Here is a 20,147-nt window from a genome sequence, read left to right as displayed (position 1 = left end):
GGATAAATCATGACCACACCCATTATTCAAATTAATAACTTACAAAAGCGCTTTGGCGAATATCAAGCCCTTCAAGGTTTAAGCTTGGCCGTACATCAAGGAGAGATTTTAGCGCTGCTTGGTCCTAACGGCGCAGGAAAAACAACCACCATTAATTGCCTGTTAGGTTTTTTACAACCTGATGCAGGAGAAATCACTATTGCAGGGGTAAACCCACAACTCGATGTTGTAACAGCGAGGCAGCATTTAGCGTATATTCCCGAGCAAGTGGCTCTCTACCCTCGCCTTACTGGACTTGAGAATCTCGCCTATTTCAGCAAAGTGGCGAGTATCGACAAAACCGATGACGAATTTCGTACCCTACTCGCAGAAGTAAAACTACCAAGCCATGCTGTAGATAAACCCGTTGCAACCTATTCAAAAGGAATGAGACAAAAAGTAGGCATTGCTATAGCGCTTGCAAAACAAGCTAAAGCATTGATTCTAGATGAACCAACTTCAGGTCTTGATCCATCAGCTAGCCATGAGTTTAGTCAACTCATACAATCGCTAGCGAAACAAGGTGTCGCAATTTTAATGGCGACCCACGACTTATACCGTGCTCAAGAGGATGCGCATCGTGTTGCAATTATTAATCAAGGGCAATTAGTCGACACGTTACTTTTCGAACAATTAAAAGAAGTCCAACTTGAATCTGTATACCTTAAGCATATCAAGGTGGGCGCCTAATGTTACAAAGTACTTTTAAAAAAGAATGGCTCGATACTAAGCGGCAAGGTCAAGCACTCTGGCTAAGTGGTATTGCTGTTTTGTTATTATTACTGGCCTGTGTGACTGGTTTTAAAAGCCATCAAAGCTATCAGCAAGCCGTAAACGAGGTATCTCAATCAGAGCAATTACGCTGGCTGAACCAAGGTGAGAAAGGCCCCCACTCTGCAGCTCATTACGGCATTTATGTCGTTAAGCCCACTACGCCGCTGGAAGCGCTCGATGATGGATTACAAGCCTACCAAGGAAATGTATTGAGGTTAGAGGCGCACATTCGTAACGATAGCTTATTTAGAAGCGCACAAGATAACGTGCCGTTGTCGCGCTTTGGGAGCTTATCACCCGCCTTTGTGTTGCAAGTGTTATTACCCTTATTGATCATTTTAATTGGCTACCCATTACTTGCACGGGAACGCGAGCAAGGCACTTTAAAACAACTACTTGCAGCAGGTGCAAGCCCAGCAAAGTTGTTTTTTGCTAAATGTGCTGTGCTTTTCACACTGTCATGCCTGTTCTTGCTACCCGTTGCACTTTTTTTACTTTATAGCCAAACTGCAAGTGAGGCGCCTTACACGCTAAGAAGCGCTCTATTTTTACTCTCTTATTTAATTTACCTATTACTTTGGGCATTAATCACTACGACACTCTCAAGCCTATTTCCTACGGCACGACGCGCATTAATTACATTACTTACTATATGGGCATTCGCAACATTATTACTACCAAAACTTGCAATGAATATTGCAACCACCTTGCATCCACAAGGCTCTGGTCAAGCGTTTCAAGCAAAACTTGAAAGTGAGGTTTATACCGATGCACGCCTCGATGCGATTGAAAAATTTAAGCAGCAAACACTCGCCCAGTATGGCGTCAGCCAAGTAGCAGACTTGCCCTTCGATTATGCCGGAGCACAACTCCAATTTGGTGAACAATACGCCGACAAAATCTTTGACCGCTTATTTAAAGCACGTTTAGAACAGCTTGAAGCACAATCACAAAGCTACCAGTTGGCAGGGTTGTTAACACCCTTTATCGCAGTACAAACACTTTCGATGGCGACCGCAGCCACTGATTTTAGCCACCAGCAATCTTTTGAAAATGCAGCAGAGCAACATCGTCGTCTAATGCAAGAAGTCCTTAACTTTAATCAAAGAGATCATGGCCATAAGGCCCAGGGACATTACACCGCAGGAAAAGAGCTATGGCAGCAGATCCCTGAGTTTTCATACCAATATCCACGTTTTACTCACTACCTGCCTCACTACGCTATTAGCCTTATAAGCCTTGCCTTTTGGCTGATTGTACTGGTGCTACTTAGTTTATTTGCAATTAAAAAGCTACGTTTAGAGGAACAAAGATGAAGCGCCTAATATTAGCCACTGAGCTTAAAAACCTATGGCGAGAGAAACTCGTACTCACACTTTTTCTTACCACCAGCGTGCTTGCACTCGTGGCATTCTTTAACGCCCATTATTTTGCCAATAAGCAGCGCGACGTAGTACTTGCTGCTCAACAAATGCAGCAACAAACAATTCAAAATGCTAAAGCAGGATTACCCGAAAGGCTCGCGAGCACCGAAAATCATAAATGGTGGGAAGACCCGTACGACCTGCGCGGACAAGCTTTTTACTTGATGCAAAATTACGCTACCAAAACGCCGCTCGCAACGGCTCCTATCGCTACGGGACAAGCGGATGTATTACCGTATTACTTTAAAATGCTGATTAAAGAAAAGCAGCATATTGTTCATCAATATGATTATGTCCACCCGCTTTCACTGTTACTTGGTCAGTTCGACTTAAGCTTTGTGGTGATCTATTTACTGCCATTGCTCATTATTAGCATTTGTTTTAATGCTTTAGCGAGTGAGCGCCAAGGCGGACAGTTAAGGCTACTAATGCTTCAAGGTGGCAGTGCCACGCATCTACTCACCTACCAATTATTACTACGAAGTGCGTTGATTGTAATGCCATTTTTACTCATAAGCAGCCTGCTTTTGGTTATTATCAGAGACCAGATGGGTGTTACTGAACTACTTAGCTATAACCTTATTGTACTGTGTTATTCTGGATTTTGGATTGCTTTAACAGCTTGGGTTAATAGCCGGGCCAAAAGTGCCGCAAACAATGCTGCGACTCTCGTTACCTGTTGGCTTGCCTTGGTGATTGTTGTTCCTGCTTTGGTCAACACAAGCATTGCTTTACTCGACCCAACGCCTTCACGTATTCACTATATAGATAGTCTTCGAGCAGCCAGCGATGACGCTCAAAAAGCAAGTGAAAAAACCTTAGCGCAGTATTTTCAAGACCATCCAGAGCTTGCAAAAAATGGCAGTGGCGCCAGTGATTACGCCACCAAAAAAATTGCGACAATAAACTCTGTTGAACACGCAATGGAAGTTCAAGATGCACGCTTTTTAAACGCGCAGCAAGCACAACAACAAAGCGCTCAAAAACTACAGTATCTTTCCCCTGCGCTCATTGTCCAAACACTATTGGTTGATTTAGCTGGAAACGGTTTAACGCGTCATCACGCTTTTATGAGCGAAGTTGAAGCTCATCATCAAGCACTACAACGTTTCTTTGCCAACGAGATTGCTAAAGCCAATCAAAGAGGAGACTTTGCACCGTGTGATGGTTGTAGCGCAAAGCCAACACTCACGAATCTTGCGGATATTCCTCAATTTAGCAGCGAACTTGCTACACCGGTGTACAGCTACACGCCATTAATCTGGTTGCTGCTACTAGCCGTTAGCCTTCTCCTTATAGCAAAACGTCGCGTTAACAAACTAGACAGTGCTAATAACAAAGAGGTGTTAGTAGTATGAATTATCTATTTTTTAGATGACGAAGGGATTTGTATAGCCAGTTACCAAGTAGTAGCTGGCTATAAGAACACTTTTATATTCAACAGGAACTACTTATAACTTATTTTTAGCTCCATCAAGAGGTTGACCAATTTTTCCAGTAGTGGGGTTTGTTCATTGTCTCTATGATATGCAACAAACACATCACGGGATGTGTGGGCCACATCTTCAACATGATAAAGCTCACCTGCTTTTAATTGCTCCTCAACAAGTAGCTGAGGAATAAATGCACTGCCGCCGCACTTTAAAATTAAATCGAGTGCTATACGGCCTGTACTGGTTCTAAAATAAGGAGGTGCGTGGCCATTAAACTCACGTGCATGCCATAACGAAAAGGACGTTCCCCAATCAACATACACATACTGATTATCGAAAAAGTTTTCACTATTTGCAGCTTCAAAAGCGCTGACCGGAATGATTGGTAGTTCACATATTCGCTTAACAACAAGTTCATCCACCTTCGGAGGATCGAACAGCACAGCAAGATCTAATGTACGCTCTAGTAATAAACGAGTGCTTTCTTGCTGAGCCTTAACTTCAGCCACAAGTGACACGCCAGGCATCGCAGAGACTATATTAGTAATGCCGAACTGCAAAAATGCATCCCAAACATTTGGGGTGCCTGCTAGGCTAATCTGCTTGTGCATATTATCTGCCAGTGCGACATCGACTTTTGCCCTTTGCATGCCCGTTATGATCATTTGTGCATGAGGCAGTAACCGCTCGCCTGGCGCTGTTAACTGAATATTATTGCGCTGACGAATAAATAAATTAACACCTAAACCTTGCTCTAATTGTCGGATCCGAAAACTCACCGCAGACTGCGTAATATACAAATTCTCAGCTGCTTTACCGAAATGGCGCGTGCGCACCACTTCAACAAAAGTCTTCAATAAATCGATATCCATTTTTTACCCTTACGATAAAAATAACTTGTTTAATAAAATCGACAACTTGATCCATACTCCTGCAAGAAATTAGGGCATGAGGATAAAGCCATGAGCATTGACATTTCATCACTTCGTCAGGCATTTGCAAGCCAACGTCAATTTTATGATGATCAAAATTTCCCACGCGGTTTTGGTCGTAGTGGTCACTTCACTTTGCTAGAAGCCGACATTCTCGAACAGCATGGTGTTATATTAAAGGGTTTATACAACAAAACCCTAGAACCACAAAATGAATTTCAAACTCAATTTGTGCAAGTTGTGACAGGTAATTTAGAAGCCACCAACCCGATTGAACGCGCTTGGATAAAATACCTTAAACAGACAACCTGCAAAACTAAGTTTCACACTTTATTTGGTCGTTCTCGAATTGCAAGTCCAACATCGCAAAGTGTTGAATACTATTCTGAGTCAGACAGCCTATAACGATTTGCTTTTTTAGCCTTTTAGGGTTAAAACTTGTAATAACTTTTGTTTCGCCAATAAGTTATTACAAGGCAAACCGTGACTCGAAGACTATTAATAATTGAAGATACGCCAACCATTGCGCGAGTGCAAAAACATATCGCGCAAAAAGTTGGCTATGAAGCAGATCTCGCAGTTTCACTCGCCGAAGCAAAAGAGCTCATTAGCCAGCACAGTTACTTTTGCGCCGTTGTTGATTTTATTCTGCCTGATGCGCCAACCGGTGAAGCTGTACCTTGTACCATTGCAGCTGACATTCCTACCATTGTAATGACGGGTAACCTTGATGAAACCACACGCAATATTGTTGAAAAACACCCTATTATTGATTACATCACCAAAGAAAATAAACAAGCTTATCAATACCTAGAAAAGCAACTTACTCGCCTCCCTCGTAATGAGCAAATTCAAGTACTCGTTGTTGACGATTCAGCATCCACTCGCCATTATATTTGCAGCCTGCTCACACGGCATAAATACCAAGTATTAGAGGCTGAAGATGGTGTGCAAGCATTAAAAGTGCTCGCTGAGAACCCAACCATTTCGGTTATTATTACCGACAACGAAATGCCGAATATGAACGGTGATGAGCTCTGTGTCGAGATTCGCCGTTTATACTCAAACGATGAAAAAGCAATTATTGGTATATCAGCACTTGATACATTACATCTTTCAACGCGCTTTTTAAAATCAGGTGCAGATGACTACCTGCGTAAACCATTTAATAGCGAAGAATTTTATTGTCGGCTTAGCCAGAACGTCGACATGCTTGAGAATATTAAAACGATTCGTTTACAAGCAAACACTGACTATCTTACAAAACTCCCTAACCGCCGCTACTTTTTTGGTGAAGCAAATAGCCACTTAAAAGCCGCTAAACTTGCCAACAATCAAGTCTCTTTAGGAATGATCGATGTAGATCACTTTAAAGCAATTAACGATAAATACGGCCACGATGCAGGAGACGACGTTTTAAAAGGGCTAGCACAATGTATGCAAACCTACTTCAAAGATAACCTTGTTGGTCGTTTTGGTGGTGAAGAGTTTGCGGTGTACTTTGCTGATCAAGACGCTGAAAAAGCATACCAACGATTAGAAAAGTTTCGTCTTTTTGTCCAAAAGCACAGTACTGAATTTAGTAAAGATAAGGTAGCCTTCACCTTATCGATAGGCTTTCATTGTGGGCCTGTTTATAGCCTTGATGAACTTATAAAACAGGCCGACTTAAAACTTTATCAAGCCAAAGAAAGTGGACGTAACAAACTCATTAGTTAAGCTTTATACTGGCTTAGTTACGGCGGCTAGCTGCGCTTTTCGCTGCTTACGGCTTTGGCGATAAGAGTCCCAACTAAATAATGCCAACGCACTCCAAATACACGCAAAGGTAACCACGCGCTCAGCATCAAATACTTCACCATAAAACGCCACAGCAAGCATAAACATTAAACTTGGACCTATATACTGAAAAAAACCTAAGGTACTGTATTGCAAGCGCTTAGCTGCACCTGTAAAACATAAAAGAGGTAGGGTTGTCACGACACCAGCACTGATCAGCAATAAGTTAACATGCCAATTATTAGCCGTAAAATCTGAACTTGTAGTCGGCACCATTAACCACCAGTAAATCAATGCAACAGGCAGTAAAATTAGCGCTTCGAGCAACAAACCTGGTAATGACTCAATAGGCAGCTTTTTACGTAATAAACCATAAATAGCAAACGAGCCCGCCAATGAAAACGCAACCACAGGGAAAGAGCCAAAACTCACTAACTGTAACAGTACCCCGCACAAGGCTAAACCTACCGCAACACCTTGCCACTTACGTAAACGCTCACCTAAAAACAGCATCCCCAGTAATACATTTAAAAGCGGATTTATGTAATAACCTAAGCTTGCATCCAGCATGTGGTTATTATTCACAGCCCAAATAAACAAGCCCCAATTAAAGCCCAACAAGGTAGCGGTAACCACCAGCATAAACAGCAACTTAGGCTGACTTAAAGCGACTCGAATTCGCTGCCACTGATGACGAACGGCAATAATAAGAAGTAAAAATAACACCGACCAAATAACACGGTGCATCAATATTTCAAAAGCAGAAATATCTTGTAGAAGCTTAAAATAAATGGGTGCTAAGCCCCACATAAAAAAGGCTAAACATGCGAAAATGACCCCTTTTCGCTGTTCGGTATTGGTAGGCATAAGTTAGGCTTTATTGATTAAAAACACTATTTTACGCCCCCTTTCTAACTGCGCAACTAAAACGGGTTAAATAAACCCTTTGGGCGCTCCAGAGGCACTTACCCTCATCGTTGTTACTTCTTAAAAGGGTACTGCCATTGTTGCAAAGTAACGCCTTGATATTAAGCTACTGTGAAACGCTGAATTCTGCATATTGAGGTCGTTTGGGTATATTGCTAAAGACATCGCTATAAAAAACCACTAAAATGCTCGCGATGAATACCAATACCGCAACAACCAACACACCCATTCGCTCACCACAAGCCGTACTCAAACAAGTGTTTGGTTACAGTGAGTTTCGTGATGGCCAACACGCTATTATAGCCGCCGCGCTAGACGGACAAGATTCGCTCGTGCTGCTTCCTACTGGCGGTGGTAAGTCATTGTGCTATCAAGTACCTGCTTTGATCCTTGATGGCGTCACTGTGGTCATTTCGCCACTTATTTCCCTCATGCAAGATCAGGTTGCGCAACTTCGTGCCCTTGGTGTTCAAGCTGCCTATATCAACAACAGCTTGCCATTTGAAGAACAACAAGCGGTGTATCAGCAATTGCACTATGGTCAAATTAAGCTTTTATATGTTGCACCAGAAAAAGTCTTACAGCATGATTTTTTAGAGCGTTTGAGCCATCTTAAGCTAGCCTTATTTGCGATTGATGAAGCCCATTGTGTATCGCATTGGGGGCACGATTTTAGGCCACATTACTGTAGGCTCAATGAATTAAAACAGCGCTTTATGCATGTGCCCATGATGGCATTAACTGCCACAGCAGACAAAGCAACTCGCTACGATATTATTGAACAGCTCCAGCTTAATCACCCATACGTGCACACAGGTAGCTTTGACAGACCCAATATTCGTTACACTATTGAAGAAAAGTTCAAACCGATGGTGCAACTACTTCGTTACTTAAAAGAACAACAAAATCAAAGCGGTATAATTTACTGTACCAGCCGAAAACGTGTCGATGATGTGGCTGAAAAGCTCGCTGACGCAGGATTTAATGCCGCAGCTTATCATGCAGGTATGAGTAACGAGCAACGCCAGTTTGTACAATCAGGCTTTGCTCGTGACGATATTCAAATTGTAGTCGCCACCGTTGCGTTTGGAATGGGCATCAACAAACCAAACGTGCGATTTGTGGTGCATTACGATATTCCAAAAAGCATTGAAGCCTATTACCAAGAAACAGGCCGTGCTGGTCGTGATGGCCTTGCCGCAGAAGCGATTATGTATTTTGATCCGGCTGATATCGGCCGCGTACGCCGCTTTTTTGAAGATATTGAGGACGAACAACGTCGCCGTGTTGAAGAGCAGCGCTTTAACGCTATGGCTAGCTTTGCCGAAGCACAAACCTGCCGCAGACAAATCTTGCTCAATTATTTTAGTGAATACAAACGTGAAACGTGTGGCAACTGCGATATCTGTCTAAATCCACCAAAAAGCTTTGATGGTACACTGGTTGCGCAACAAGCATTATCCTGTGTTTACCGTGCTGAGCAACGCTTTGGTATTGGTTATATTGTTGAGCTGTTGCGCGGCGCTAACACGAGTCGTATCCGTGATAATAATCACCACCAGCTAAGCACCTATGGGATAGGTAAAGATCACAGTGTGGAGTTTTGGCTGAGTATTTTAAGGCAGCTTATTCATCAGGGTTTATTGAGCCAAGACATCACGCAAGGTTCTTCGCTTCGTTTAACCGAAGCTGCACGCGCAGTGCTTAAAAGTGAATATGCCCTACAGCTGGCAGAACCTCGCCTTCAAGCGAAACACGTATACCAAGATAAACTTGCTCAATTCAATTACGATAAAAAGCTGTTTGCGCGACTGCGTGCTCTACGTAAGGAGCTTGCAGATGCAGACGATGTACCGCCTTATGTGGTTTTCAATGATAAAACCCTTGCAGAAATGGCACAGCTGATGCCAACCAATGACAGTGAGTTCTTAAAAGTATCGGGTGTTGGTTTTACAAAGCTTAACAAGTATGGGGCACCGTTTTTAAATACCATTCGCGATTACCTCGCAGCCAACTAGGGTAAGCATGACTGAACTTCTATACGATGCTGAGCATCAAGTTATTATCATCACGCCAAGCGAACATCCCACCGATGAAGACTTTGCGTTATGGGCTACACTTTTTCCTGCACGCTCCAGCTATTCAAACTGCTGACTTTGATGCGGGAGCTGATCGACATAGAGTAAGGTTTCACTTTACAGATCATAGTTTTAATCTAAACTTTGAACATTACAGTGAAAGTATTTGGATTAACGCCGAAGGCGTTGAAGCAGCAGCCTTATTAGCTGACCTTTATCAGTATTTAGTTATGCAGTTACAATAATAAGCTAGACTTTTTTCTGCGCTTAGTATGTAGTATCTGTATAAGGCATAAACAACTAAGGGTGTAAATGGGATTTAAGCAGTCGCACTTTGTTGCTCAGTTAACGACATTACTGACAGTAAGCATGGCAGCAAGTGCATATGCGCAGCAGCTACCTAGTGATGATAACAATTATTGTCAAAACCAACGTACGCTTAAATCACAAGATAACAATCTACGTCGCCAACTTGATACCGACAACCCACTTCCTGAAGCCGCCGAAAATCGCAAAATTGTTGCTGTTGAGCTTGAGCAACTTAATGTCTTCAACACTGAACTTGAAGAAGAAGATAACTTTTTATTTCGCTTTGCAAACCGCGCACACATGACAACGGAGCCTGAGGTTATTCATAGCGTTTTACTGTTCAACGAAGGCGATACATATAACCCTCGTAAGCTACTAGAGTCAGAGCGGCTCCTGCGCAAGCAAGGCTACCTATATGACGCGCGCATTCACGCTAACCTTGATTGCGATGGCAATGTTCGTGTGAAGGTTGTGACGCGTGATTTATGGACTTTACTTCCTGAAATAAGCTTTAGCCGCAGTGGCGGTGAAAACGAATCGAGTATTGGTTTTCGTGAATCTAACTTTTTAGGATGGGGTAAACGGGTTTCTTTCTCACGCACGCGTGATGCTGATCGTACCGGTTATCTATTCGTATATGATGATCCTAATATTCTATCTAGCCGTTATCGAGGTCGTGTTGAATACTCAGACAACGATGATGGTAAACGCCACTACATAGATTTAAGTTATCCCTTTTTCTCAATAGATACCCCTTACAGCTATGGCTTTACGAGTTACTCTGACCAGCGTCGTGAGTCGCTATATTACCGCGGTGATGTTGTTAGCGAATTTGAGCAAAAAACGATTTTAAATAGAGCCTACTTTGGCCACTCTCGTCATTTTGCAAATAATTGGACTCAGCGCCTTAGCATCGGCTTTGAAAACCGAGAAGATACCTTTGCAGCCATTCCTGAAACACATTTACCGATCGCCAATGATCGTAACGTAAGTTACCCCTATATTCGTGGCCAGTGGTTTGAAGACCATTTTGTTAAAGTGAGAAATTTTGACAGCATCTACCGCACCGAGGATCTTAATTTAGGCTGGAATATTAGCGCCTTACTGGGTTATTCAAGTAAAGATATAAGTGATGATGCCAGCCGCACCATTTACTCGCTCTCCTTATCAAAAGCACATTACACTGGTGATAATCAACTATGGCGCTTCAAAGCAGACATTGATGGCTATTGGAATGAAGAGCAAGACGATGTTGAAAACTTAATAACCAGTTCACAAGTTCAGTACTACTTAAACACCAGCATACAACAAACTTGGTATGCAAAAGTGCGTCTGCAATATGCAAAAAACCTGACCGCAGACAAGCAACTAACCTTAGGGGGAGAAAATGGTTTACGCGGTTACCCTTTAGATTACCAAGTAGGTGATCGCAGCTTCCTAGTAACATTAGAAAAACGCTATTATTGGGAATATGACTTACTACAATTATTTAAAGTAGGCGGTGCAGCCTTTTACGATATAGGCCGTGCTTGGTATAACGATAAAGACAATGGCTCCAACGGCAACGTATTACAAAACGTCGGGGTTGGGCTTCGCTTAGCCCCAAGTCGCGCAAATGCAGGCACGGTTATTCACCTCGATATTGCTGCGCCAATTAACAAACAAGATGATGATATTGACTCTGTGCAGTGGCTCGTCACCGTTAAAAATACTTTTTAAAGTACTGTTTTTCACAGCCTAAAACGATAAAATTAGTGCGTAAATCTTTAACTTAGGAACCCGTTTGGACTTCGTCGAATTTTTTAATGAGCAATACCATTTAATCGTCACAATCATCGCGATTTTGCTTTACCCGTTGCTTCGTAAAACCACGAAAAAGCTGTTGCTTAAAGCAATCAAAGGAAAAGCCGATCCTCATCGTGAATACCGCGCAGAGCTGTTACTAAATATTATTTTAGCCATTGTCATGCTGTGTTTAGTATTAGTTTTTTGGGGGATCGAGTTGCGTGGTTTGTTAGTGCTTGGCTCCTCAATTTTTGCCATGCTCGGCGTTGCACTGTTTGCTGCATGGTCACTTCTTAGTAACTTAACAGCCTTCTTACTCATGTTCATTCAAAACGACTGCCGTGTTGGCTATTGGGTAAGAGTGATTGATGGCGCAAACTTTCTTGAAGGTCGCATTACTGAAATGGGATTAATGAATGTTGTGCTTGAACACGTTGACGGACATAAAGTTATTTACCCTAATAACATCTTTGTTACCCGCCCTGTGATGGTGCTCAACAAAGCCCCTGCCCCAACGAAAACAGCATCGACAAAACGTATTCTAGGCCCCAAAAAATAAAGCCGCATCTGCGGCTTTGAATCACACTAAAACTGTCTAATTTAAAACAGCCACGATTTAACTTAGCGACCTTGCTCTTTATTTGTTTTAGCAATAAAGGCTTTTAGTTCATCAAGTTGAGGTTCAATACCTTGCTCATTATGCCACTCAAACCACTCTTCAACATCAGACACAACGTAATGATGAACTTTCAAACAAAGTTCACTATTTTTTAGCCATACATCGGGGGAGCGTGTCGGAGAAAATTTATACCACGAACAGTAAGTGTAGCCATGGTTTTTTAAGTTTGCTTCAATATAGAAACTCAACACAATCGACGAAATAAAGTATAAAACTATGCCAGCTAATGTTGACTTTATCATCAGCAAAAATGTTTTTTCATTTTTATAATTAAAGATCTTCTGAACACCTGCAATTATCATAAAAAGCGGGAGCGGCAATATGAAAAAGCCAGGAGCTTGTAACCCTACTTCACTTATATAGTAATGATCTTTATCAAAAAAAACATGCTCATTGAATCCTTTATATGACGCATACGTGATTAATACAGCAATAAAGCTTAAGAAAACTATTGTTATGAATATTAAAAACTTAGCTTTAACTTCAAGAGCTGAAAATTTTTCACCTGATTTCTCCCACTTTAAAAATGGCATGAAGTTCCTTTTCTGATATCTAATAACATTCGTTTATTTTAGCGACCTTGCTCTTTATTTGTTTTAGCAATAAAGGCTTTTAGTTCATCAAGTTGAGGTTCAATACCTTGTTCATTATGCCACTCAAACCACTCTTCAACATCTAACACAACATAATGATGAACCTTCAAACAAAGTTCACTATTTTTTAGCCATACATCAGGGGAGCGTGTCGGGGAAAATTTATACCACGAACAGTAAGTGTAACCATGGTTTTTTAAGTTTGCTTCGATATAAAAGCTACAAATAATTGAAAAAACCACATACAAGGGAACACCATAAAGCAATGACTTTATTAGATGTTTAGCTGTTTTATTATTTTCTTTTCCTAGCAACTTTTGAACACCGCCTATAATAGCAATAATAGGAAATGGTACTAAAAAAATAGCTGGAGCTAGGTAACCAACCTCACTAATGTAATATAGCTCATCATTAATAATTAAATGATTTTTCACACCTACGTAAGTACCATACATGTATCCATAAGCTAAAAGCAGCAATAATATAAATGTCAGACATATAATCACTTTTTTATTGAGTTCAAAATCTGAAAAATTTCCTTCAGATTCTTTACCCCTAAAAAACAGCATGAAGTTCCTTTTTAGATAGAATTATGTTCTTATATTTTAACGACCTTGCTCTTTACGCGCTTTAGTAATGAATACTTTAAGTTCATCAAGTTGAGGTTCAATACCTTTATTGTCATGATATTCAAACCATTTCTCAACGTCTAAAGCAACAATTGCACCCTCTTTCAAACAAAAACGGCTATCTTTTAACCACACATCAGGTGAGCGCGTCGGGGAAAATTTATACCAAGAGCAGTAAGTATAACCATGCTTTTTTAAGTTTGCTTCTATGTAAAAACTACAAACAAATATAGAAACAAAAAACAAGGCTATACCAATAGTTGAAGTTTTTATCATAAATTTAAATGTTTGATCGATTTTATAATTAAAAACTTTCTGAATAATTGCGAAAACCATAAAAAATGGAAAAGGTAAAAAGAATATCGCAGGTGCTAGCAGGCCAGTCTCGCTAATATAAAAACGTCTTGAGTCCAGAAGTAAATGCTTAAAAACACCTATGTATGATAAATACAATAAAGTGGCTGTAAATATTGAAAAGAGTAAGAAACTAAACAAATGTAAAAACTTAGCTTTTAAAGTAAGTTCTTGAAACTTTTCATCTGATTTTTCCCACTTTAAAATTAGCATTCTCATCCTCTATCCAAATTAATATCTATAAAAGGTACACCGAATAACTGATGTAAATATTTAAATAAGTTATTGTTATTATTGCGATCAAAATTGACCTTTTGAGGATTAATTTTAATTAAACCTGCAATTACCTTTTCTTCCATGTCTCTCAAGCTAAGAGTTAAAATATTTACTAATTGATCTATTTCACTTTTAAAAGCAATTGACAAAAGAGTAGCCCCACCCCCAACGATTACTACCACTATTAAAGGTGCCGCAGTGACCCCTGCAACAACAGCCCCTAATGTTTGCAATCCCATCAATGCTAACCCAGTAACAGCTATAGTTGCCGCAACAATTGCCATATCGACAGCAACACCGGCAACAAAATCATGCCATGTTTTTTCGTCCCTAAGAACCTGATCTAAGGCATGAAAAGTAACTGATATAATCAAAGTAACAATAAACCCGCCCTTCATAGACTTTGCCGCTTCTAACTTACCCACACCAACTGTAAATAACTTTGGATTACTTGCTAAGTATCGGGTCCCTGTTAAGTGTTCACGAATACGTGGGTATGAGTCTATAATTATGGCTGGCGAGCCGTTATACACTTTGACTTTAACATTTCCCTGCTGTTTAAGTGCTGCAGCTAGGACAGTAAGCGATCTTACATCATCAAACAAAGGATATAAGCCTACACCGAACTTTAAATCACCTTTAATTCTTTCCCATTTATTAGATACAGAGTTATATTCTTTTAACTGCGCATCAATCCAATCAACAGCTTGTGCACGAGAATACCCCTGTTTCATTTTTACAGAAATAATGTAATCAACAAACTCCGCTGAGTTCATGATTAACATTGTATGATTATTACTGGCGAGTATGTTTTGAATTTGTTGTTAGCGCTGCCTTTGAGCAATTGCGCGACGAGCATGTGCAGACATCGTAATTTCCTTATAAATTGACTAATTCCATTCGTCTCTATTTTAAACACTAAAGAAGTTAATTCAATGCCTGATTAATCAGAAATGCCTGTAATTAACGCTTATCTCAAATAATAAAAGCCGCAAATGCGGCTTTAAAGAAAAAGATTAACAGCTATTAGTTATTGAGTTCAGCCGTTTTTAGCTCATCTTCAATATCGCTTATTTCATCAATAAAGGTTTCGAGCTGTTGCTCTACAAGGCTATTCGCATGGGCAAAGTAGGCTAAATGAAACACTGCATCCCCTTCGTTTACAAGTGGCATCGTTTGCTGGCCAATAACAATACCACTGCGGGGTGCCAGTAGCTCAAGCTCAGCATCACCTAATGGACTACTTATATAAGCGAGCACTTGCCCTTTCATCACTCGCTCACCAAGGGATACTTGCGCACGGACAATACCATCCACTTCGGCACGTATCCAGCTCGTCGAGCTTGCAATCACTGGCTCAGGAAGCTTTTTAGCACGCTTGCCACGCACCATTTTTAAATGGCGCATAACATAATCAACCCCTTGCACGCCTGCGGCAATGGCAATTGGGTCAAAGCGCAGTGCCTCTCCCGCTTCATAAGTGATAACAGGAATGCCTAAATTGGCCGCTTCACTACGCAATGAGCCATTACGCAGTGAGGCGTCAATCACCGCCGGCGTACCAAATGCTTTAGCCATAGCTGCAGTCTCGGGGTCACTTAAGTTGGCTCTGATCTGTGGCAAGTTAGTACGATGGATTGCGCCAGTATGTAAATCAATAATATGCGTACAATGCACGGCTACTTGAGTAAAAAACGCATTCGCCATACGCCCTGCTAACGAGCCTCGTGTTGAACCAGGAAAACTACGGTTCATATCACGGCGGTCAGGTAAATAACGCGACTTATGGATAAAGCCAAATACATTCACAATCGGTACAGCAATAATGGTTCCACGCAATTGCTCAGGGTCGATTTTAGCAAGTAACTGTCTTACAACTTCAACCCCGTTTAACTCGTCACCATGAATTGCAGCACACACCATTAGCACAGGCCCTTGCTGCACTCCATTTACAACTTCAATCGGAATATTCAACGGTGAGTGGGTATAAAGCTTTGCAGCCTCAATCGAAAACGCTTTGCGCTCTCCAACCCCAACAGTATCACCCAAAATTGAAAACGGTGTATTTTTCTTAACCTTTGCCACGCACTGTTCCTTTTAATAGAGCGCTTATATTACTTAACCTTTACCACGCGTTGCTGTTCTTTTTGATGCCGCTGTTTTTTCAATAAACTCGACAATCATGCCAGCAATGTCTTTACCGGTTGCAACTTCAATGCCTTCAAGGCCTGGTGACGAGTTTACTTCCATCACCAATGGACCACGTGCAGAGCGAAGTAAATCAACCCCCGCTACATTCAAGCCCATTGCTTTAGCTGCTGCAACGGCTGTTTTTCTTTCTTCTGGGGTAATACGCACTAATGTCGCGCTACCACCACGGTGTAAGTTAGAACGAAATTCACCTTCTTGCGCCTGACGTTTCATTGCCGCAATTACTTTATCGCCTAATACAAAACAGCGAATGTCCGCACCGCCCGCTTCTTTGATGTACTCTTGCACCATGATATTGGCTTTTAAACCCATAAACGCTTCGATTACACTTTCTGCCGCTTTACGTGTTTCAGCTAATACCACGCCGATACCTTGCGTACCTTCAAGTAATTTAATTACGACAGGCGTGCCACCTACCATGCTTAGTAAGTCTTTTACATCATCAGGTTTACTCGCAAACCCTGTTACTGGCATGCCTACGCCTTTACGTGACAATAGTTGTAATGAACGTAACTTATCTCGCGAGCGAGTGATTGCGACTGATTCATTCACAGGGAATACACCCATCATTTCAAATTGGCGTAATACTGCACAGCCATAAAAAGTCACTGATGAACCAATGCGCGGTACAATTGCATCAAAATCTTTTAAATTTTCACCGCGGTAATGTATTTCAGGTTGCTCTGAATTGATGTTCATATAACAACGTAGTGCATCAATCACTTTTACTTCATGACCACGCTGCTCAGCAGCTTCAATCAAGCGACGTGTTGAATATAAATTTTGGTTGCGTGATAAAATACCAAGTTTCATAGTTAAAAACCTTAACTGATAAACTCATACACGTAAAAACGTGTGATAAGTCCTTTTCTATAATAAATGAGATAAAGCCGGATCAACGACTATGCGGTTTTCCATTGCTGTACGCCCTAACAACATTCTAAACTTCATTGTTGAACGGTTACTTAAAGTCACCCTTACAGGCCAGCTTTGGTTTCCTGCGACTAATTTTGTTTCGATAAAGTAGCGAAGTTCGCGCTGACCACTTGAGCTGGTCACATACTTGCGCTCAACAACTTTTGCGCGGCACTCTACAATTGTTTCTTCATCGTCTTGTAAAGGGTGGGTTGAAAATTTCACCCAGTTCTCACCATTTTCTGAAAACTCCTCAACATCAAAAGCATGAATACACGAAGTACGCGCTCCAGTGTCCACTTTCGCTTTGATCTTATCAATTCCCAGTTCAGGTAAGCTCAACCATTCGCGCCAGCCAACAATAATTTTTGCAGTCATTAATGTGCCCTCTATAAAAAAGTGTCTTATACGCTACAGAGCTAGAAACACCAACGAAATATATTTATCCCCTCGATAAATCGATTTAATTGACGTAGGCTAAACTATAATCAACTATATCGCACCATTTGTAAAACGAGAGTTCAATATGATCAATGGGTTACTTCATGTCTTAATTTTAGACGAGCAAGGCGGTGCACGTGCTATTGACAATAGTACTGAGCTGCAAAATTGGCAACCCGAACACGGAAAACTTTGGGTTCATATGGATTATAGTCAGCCTGAAGCGATTCAGTGGCTTGAAAGCAGTAATCTATTAACCGACTACGAATTAGCATCATTAACAGCAGATGAGACACGCCCGCGCCTGACTAAAGTAACCAATGGCACTATGCTGTTTTTGCGTGGCGTCAATCTAAACCCTGCACAGAGCCCTGAAGACATGGTATCTTTACGTTTATTTATTAATGAAAACATCATAGTGACAACTCGCAAACGTCGTTTGCTCTCTGTACAAGATGTTGTTGCGTCATTTAATGATAGTAACGGCCCCTGTTCAATCTCTGAATTAGTGTGTGATTTGGCACAAAATTTAACATCACGCATGCAAGGTGTAATTGACAGCCTTGATGACACGTTAGATATTTTTGAAGATGAAATTGACGAACCAAATAAAGGCTTTGATAACCAAGCGTTAGCGCAAATGCGTCGCCAAACCATTGCTCTAAAACGCTATTTAAGGCCACAAAAAGAAGCGCTTATTACTTTATTAAATAATAAGTACAAGTGGTTAAATGAAGATGATAAAGCACGTTTGAACGAAACAACCAACATGGTAATTCGCTTTTTAGAAGAGCTAGACAGCTCAATTGAACGCGCGCAAATCATTCAACAAACCATTGCTAACCAAGTGTCTGAGCAACTTAATCAACGTATGTATGTGATGTCGGTTGTCGCGGCACTTTTCTTGCCACTGGGCTTTTTAACAGGCTTATTAGGTGTGAATGTTGGCGGTATACCAGGTACTGAGAACCCCTATGCATTCAGCGTATTTTTAATATTTTTAGTCGTGCTTACTGTCGGTATTGGCATTTACTTTAAAAATAAAAAATGGCTCTAACTGGTGTTAAATAACAATTGCTGAAGTAATCAAATCAAGGCGAACGTTATGTTCGCCTTTTGCTGTTGTAATAATTAAGTGTTCACCATCTGGGTGTATTATTTTCAAATTTACTGCTTTGCCCTGAAGCTGCTCACCAGAATGTAATGTGATCAACAACTCAGCGTTTTGCATACACCAAAGCTCATATTGATCGTAGTCAGCACAGGGGATTGGACTATAAGTCATATTTTTATCTTTAAAAGAACACGAGTTCAACTAGTGTAGAAAATAATAACAGTATCAGCAAACCGCGTTCTCACTCACAAGCTAGCCTGCTATTTGACTTAGGTAGCCAAATTTAAAGAGCTGATTCGTAATGAAAACGCTAGTTTAAAATACGTATCACCTATTAAAGTTAATCAACTCGAAAACTAATCGTTACAATATTATACGTGCTATCAACCTGATTACCGGCAACAACAGCCTTTCCTTCAACAGGGTAATCACTGGAAATAATGTAGGTTCCTTTCTCTTTATTGGTAACAGTTAATTGCCCTTTTTTATCGGTTGTTATTTTTAATTGCTGACTAGGTGTTTGCACTAATACAGCATGATCAACAACAGGGTTATTTTTATAAACAAGTGTGAAGGTGTTCCCATTTGCTTTGCTTGGCACGAACTCGAGCTCTTGTTTAGCTTTGGTATCTTGACGGCCAGCCTTAGCAAAAAGCTTAGCCGCTTGGAGCTTATCCGCCTCTTGTTCTGAGGTTTTTTCCATTTGCCAAGGCTCCCATAAATCATCTATGAAAGCTCTTACATCACCTTGCTCTTTTACCTCAGCTAACCAATAGTTTTGGTGTTGAGTAAGCGCTAAAGTCGACTGACTATCATTAACAAATACCTGTGCATTTTTCAGCCCTGCAATACTATCGCCAGATTCAGGTTCACCAGGCTCTCCTAAATACAGTTTTATATCATCGCCTTTTGCAGACTTTACCAACCAAACTTCATGTGCATTTGCAAAACTACTGCCGATAAGTGCAGCAATAAAAAGTAAATTCTTTAAGCTGTTCATTAAGTTTCCTTTTAAGCTTTAATGATGTGTCTATCAACATAAAACGCAGTTTGAAACCAAAAGTACAAGAGAAACCAAGTACACTTGCGTATAGCGATGCCGAAACAACCTTAACAATAATGATTATCAATTAAATTTGCAATTAAAAAGGGAATATAAAGTATTTTAAGTAATGGACTTAAACGCAGGAACATAAAATACAAACAAATTTAATGAATTACTTATAGGGATGATGTTTGAACAGGCTTACTTAAATATGCAGCTTTACTATCATTAGCAAGCTGTTTGATAGTGTAATGATAAGTTTAAAAGGAAATAAATAGCAGAGCAAATGGCGCTCTCGGCAGGGATCGAACCTGCAACTTAGCCTCCGGAGGGCCACGTGATATCCATTTCACCACGAGAGCACATTTGTCGTCATCAATACTGACTCGCGATATCAGCATGACAACTCG

20 protein-coding genes, 1 tRNA gene and 1 pseudogene are annotated in these 20,147 nt (G+C 40.8%); 10 read left to right on the top strand and 12 right to left on the bottom strand.

Annotated elements, in window-relative coordinates; genetic code table 11:
• Positions 1-9: 9 nt before the first annotated feature.
• The 3 genes from L0Z67_RS02615 to L0Z67_RS02605 are packed head-to-tail and all read left to right on the top strand — an operon-like array spanning position 10 to position 3,595.
• The gene (locus L0Z67_RS02615; protein ID WP_062567380.1) at positions 10-729 is read left to right on the top strand and encodes an ABC transporter ATP-binding protein; all 720 of its coding nucleotides are present in this window, start codon (positions 10-12) and stop codon (positions 727-729) included.
• On the top strand, positions 729-2,129 hold the full coding sequence (locus L0Z67_RS02610; protein WP_405128426.1) for a DUF3526 domain-containing protein: 1,401 nt from the start codon (positions 729-731) through the stop codon (positions 2,127-2,129). The genes L0Z67_RS02615 and L0Z67_RS02610 overlap by 1 nt, the downstream gene beginning before the upstream one ends.
• Entirely contained in the window at positions 2,126-3,595 is a 1,470-nt protein-coding gene (locus tag L0Z67_RS02605; protein WP_193988308.1) for a DUF3526 domain-containing protein, read from the top strand. The genes L0Z67_RS02610 and L0Z67_RS02605 overlap by 4 nt, the downstream gene beginning before the upstream one ends.
• Before the next feature lie 89 nt (positions 3,596-3,684).
• On the opposite strand, the gene L0Z67_RS02600 is transcribed toward L0Z67_RS02605, so the two are convergent.
• Positions 3,685-4,542: a LysR family transcriptional regulator gene (locus L0Z67_RS02600; RefSeq protein WP_062567377.1), complete on the bottom strand. Its 858-nt coding sequence runs from the start codon at positions 4,540-4,542 to the stop codon at positions 3,685-3,687.
• 90 nt (positions 4,543-4,632) lie between these two features.
• On the opposite strand from L0Z67_RS02600, the gene L0Z67_RS02595 reads away from it, so the two are divergent.
• The gene (locus tag L0Z67_RS02595) at positions 4,633-5,007 is read left to right on the top strand and encodes a DUF413 domain-containing protein (RefSeq protein WP_130151724.1); all 375 of its coding nucleotides are present in this window, start codon (positions 4,633-4,635) and stop codon (positions 5,005-5,007) included.
• A 78-nt stretch (positions 5,008-5,085) separates the two neighbouring features.
• Complete coding sequence (locus L0Z67_RS02590; RefSeq protein WP_405128425.1) at positions 5,086-6,321, top strand: diguanylate cyclase; 1,236 nt, start codon at positions 5,086-5,088, stop codon at positions 6,319-6,321.
• Positions 6,322-6,324: 3 nt separating this feature from the next.
• On the opposite strand, the gene rarD is transcribed toward L0Z67_RS02590, so the two are convergent.
• Entirely contained in the window at positions 6,325-7,248 is a 924-nt protein-coding gene (rarD, locus tag L0Z67_RS02585; protein WP_237128016.1) for an EamA family transporter RarD, read from the bottom strand.
• Positions 7,249-7,502: 254 nt separating this feature from the next.
• On the opposite strand from rarD, the gene recQ reads away from it, so the two are divergent.
• From recQ to L0Z67_RS02565, 4 genes and pseudogenes are all read left to right on the top strand, one after another.
• Positions 7,503-9,326, top strand: a complete 1,824-nt coding sequence (gene recQ / locus L0Z67_RS02580; RefSeq protein ID WP_237128017.1) for a DNA helicase RecQ — start codon at positions 7,503-7,505, stop codon at positions 9,324-9,326.
• A gap of 7 nt (positions 9,327-9,333) precedes the next feature.
• Positions 9,334-9,631: pseudogene (locus tag L0Z67_RS02575) on the top strand (DUF3630 family protein).
• A gap of 67 nt (positions 9,632-9,698) precedes the next feature.
• The gene (locus L0Z67_RS02570) at positions 9,699-11,414 is read left to right on the top strand and encodes a BamA/TamA family outer membrane protein (protein ID WP_405128424.1); all 1,716 of its coding nucleotides are present in this window, start codon (positions 9,699-9,701) and stop codon (positions 11,412-11,414) included.
• Between the two features lie 64 nt (positions 11,415-11,478).
• Entirely contained in the window at positions 11,479-12,039 is a 561-nt protein-coding gene (locus L0Z67_RS02565; protein WP_237114798.1) for a mechanosensitive ion channel domain-containing protein, read from the top strand.
• A gap of 62 nt (positions 12,040-12,101) precedes the next feature.
• Here L0Z67_RS02565 and L0Z67_RS02560 read toward each other — a convergent pair whose 3' ends face one another.
• The 7 genes from L0Z67_RS02560 to L0Z67_RS02530 all read right to left on the bottom strand — a co-directional run bounded on the left by L0Z67_RS02560 (position 12,102) and on the right by L0Z67_RS02530 (position 17,515).
• Complete coding sequence (locus tag L0Z67_RS02560; RefSeq protein WP_405128423.1) at positions 12,102-12,692, bottom strand: DUF1240 domain-containing protein; 591 nt, start codon at positions 12,690-12,692, stop codon at positions 12,102-12,104.
• 38 nt (positions 12,693-12,730) lie between these two features.
• On the bottom strand, positions 12,731-13,321 hold the full coding sequence (locus tag L0Z67_RS02555; protein ID WP_237114796.1) for a DUF1240 domain-containing protein: 591 nt from the start codon (positions 13,319-13,321) through the stop codon (positions 12,731-12,733).
• A 36-nt stretch (positions 13,322-13,357) separates the two neighbouring features.
• Positions 13,358-13,948: a DUF1240 domain-containing protein gene (locus L0Z67_RS02550; protein ID WP_237114795.1), complete on the bottom strand. Its 591-nt coding sequence runs from the start codon at positions 13,946-13,948 to the stop codon at positions 13,358-13,360.
• A gap of 2 nt (positions 13,949-13,950) precedes the next feature.
• Entirely contained in the window at positions 13,951-14,787 is an 837-nt protein-coding gene (locus L0Z67_RS02545) for a hypothetical protein (protein ID WP_405128422.1), read from the bottom strand.
• 250 nt (positions 14,788-15,037) lie between these two features.
• Entirely contained in the window at positions 15,038-16,096 is a 1,059-nt protein-coding gene (locus tag L0Z67_RS02540; protein ID WP_062567364.1) for a succinylglutamate desuccinylase/aspartoacylase family protein, read from the bottom strand.
• A gap of 33 nt (positions 16,097-16,129) precedes the next feature.
• The gene (rimK, locus tag L0Z67_RS02535) at positions 16,130-17,035 is read right to left on the bottom strand and encodes a 30S ribosomal protein S6--L-glutamate ligase (protein ID WP_062567363.1); all 906 of its coding nucleotides are present in this window, start codon (positions 17,033-17,035) and stop codon (positions 16,130-16,132) included.
• A gap of 57 nt (positions 17,036-17,092) precedes the next feature.
• Complete coding sequence (locus L0Z67_RS02530) at positions 17,093-17,515, bottom strand: ATP-dependent zinc protease (protein ID WP_062567362.1); 423 nt, start codon at positions 17,513-17,515, stop codon at positions 17,093-17,095.
• Positions 17,516-17,663: 148 nt separating this feature from the next.
• On the opposite strand from L0Z67_RS02530, the gene zntB reads away from it, so the two are divergent.
• The gene (gene zntB, locus L0Z67_RS02525; protein ID WP_237114793.1) at positions 17,664-18,635 is read left to right on the top strand and encodes a zinc transporter ZntB; all 972 of its coding nucleotides are present in this window, start codon (positions 17,664-17,666) and stop codon (positions 18,633-18,635) included.
• Positions 18,636-18,641: 6 nt separating this feature from the next.
• Here zntB and L0Z67_RS02520 read toward each other — a convergent pair whose 3' ends face one another.
• The 3 genes from L0Z67_RS02520 to L0Z67_RS02510 all read right to left on the bottom strand — a co-directional run bounded on the left by L0Z67_RS02520 (position 18,642) and on the right by L0Z67_RS02510 (position 20,099).
• Complete coding sequence (locus L0Z67_RS02520; RefSeq protein WP_405128421.1) at positions 18,642-18,863, bottom strand: Rho-binding antiterminator; 222 nt, start codon at positions 18,861-18,863, stop codon at positions 18,642-18,644.
• Positions 18,864-19,032: 169 nt separating this feature from the next.
• On the bottom strand, positions 19,033-19,692 hold the full coding sequence (locus L0Z67_RS02515; protein ID WP_062567359.1) for a hypothetical protein: 660 nt from the start codon (positions 19,690-19,692) through the stop codon (positions 19,033-19,035).
• A gap of 332 nt (positions 19,693-20,024) precedes the next feature.
• Positions 20,025-20,099: transfer RNA gene (locus tag L0Z67_RS02510), tRNA-Arg, on the bottom strand.
• Positions 20,100-20,147: the final 48 nt, after the last annotated feature.

Origin of the sequence: Pseudoalteromonas sp. PB2-1 (assembly GCF_045040605.1) — a bacterium.
In the GTDB taxonomy this organism is placed as follows: Bacteria; Pseudomonadota; Gammaproteobacteria; order Enterobacterales; family Alteromonadaceae; genus Pseudoalteromonas; species Pseudoalteromonas arabiensis.
Note: the sequence above shows the minus strand (reverse complement) of the source record. Positions and strands in the feature narration are given on the sequence as shown.

Bases quoted from the DNA above. Each gene is read 5' to 3' on its own strand.
- L0Z67_RS02520 (WP_405128421.1), bottom strand. From the start codon at position 18,863: ATGACTTATAGTCCAATCCCCTGTGCTGACTACGATCAATATGAGCTT.
- L0Z67_RS02605 (WP_193988308.1), top strand. From the start codon at position 2,126: ATGAAGCGCCTAATATTAGCCACTGAGCTTAAAAACCTATGGCGAGAG.
- L0Z67_RS02555 (WP_237114796.1), bottom strand. From the start codon at position 13,321: ATGCTGTTTTTTAGGGGTAAAGAATCTGAAGGAAATTTTTCAGATTTT.
- L0Z67_RS02530 (WP_062567362.1), bottom strand. From the start codon at position 17,515: ATGACTGCAAAAATTATTGTTGGCTGGCGCGAATGGTTGAGCTTACCT.
- rimK (WP_062567363.1), bottom strand. From the start codon at position 17,035: ATGAAACTTGGTATTTTATCACGCAACCAAAATTTATATTCAACACGT.
- L0Z67_RS02600 (WP_062567377.1), bottom strand. From the start codon at position 4,542: ATGGATATCGATTTATTGAAGACTTTTGTTGAAGTGGTGCGCACGCGC.
- L0Z67_RS02615 (WP_062567380.1), top strand. From the start codon at position 10: ATGACCACACCCATTATTCAAATTAATAACTTACAAAAGCGCTTTGGC.
- zntB (WP_237114793.1), top strand. From the start codon at position 17,664: ATGATCAATGGGTTACTTCATGTCTTAATTTTAGACGAGCAAGGCGGT.
- L0Z67_RS02550 (WP_237114795.1), bottom strand. From the start codon at position 13,948: ATGCTAATTTTAAAGTGGGAAAAATCAGATGAAAAGTTTCAAGAACTT.
- recQ (WP_237128017.1), top strand. From the start codon at position 7,503: ATGAATACCAATACCGCAACAACCAACACACCCATTCGCTCACCACAA.
- L0Z67_RS02560 (WP_405128423.1), bottom strand. From the start codon at position 12,692: ATGCCATTTTTAAAGTGGGAGAAATCAGGTGAAAAATTTTCAGCTCTT.
- L0Z67_RS02545 (WP_405128422.1), bottom strand. From the start codon at position 14,787: ATGAACTCAGCGGAGTTTGTTGATTACATTATTTCTGTAAAAATGAAA.
- rarD (WP_237128016.1), bottom strand. From the start codon at position 7,248: ATGCCTACCAATACCGAACAGCGAAAAGGGGTCATTTTCGCATGTTTA.
- L0Z67_RS02595 (WP_130151724.1), top strand. From the start codon at position 4,633: ATGAGCATTGACATTTCATCACTTCGTCAGGCATTTGCAAGCCAACGT.
- L0Z67_RS02515 (WP_062567359.1), bottom strand. From the start codon at position 19,692: ATGAACAGCTTAAAGAATTTACTTTTTATTGCTGCACTTATCGGCAGT.
- L0Z67_RS02610 (WP_405128426.1), top strand. From the start codon at position 729: ATGTTACAAAGTACTTTTAAAAAAGAATGGCTCGATACTAAGCGGCAA.
- L0Z67_RS02570 (WP_405128424.1), top strand. From the start codon at position 9,699: ATGGGATTTAAGCAGTCGCACTTTGTTGCTCAGTTAACGACATTACTG.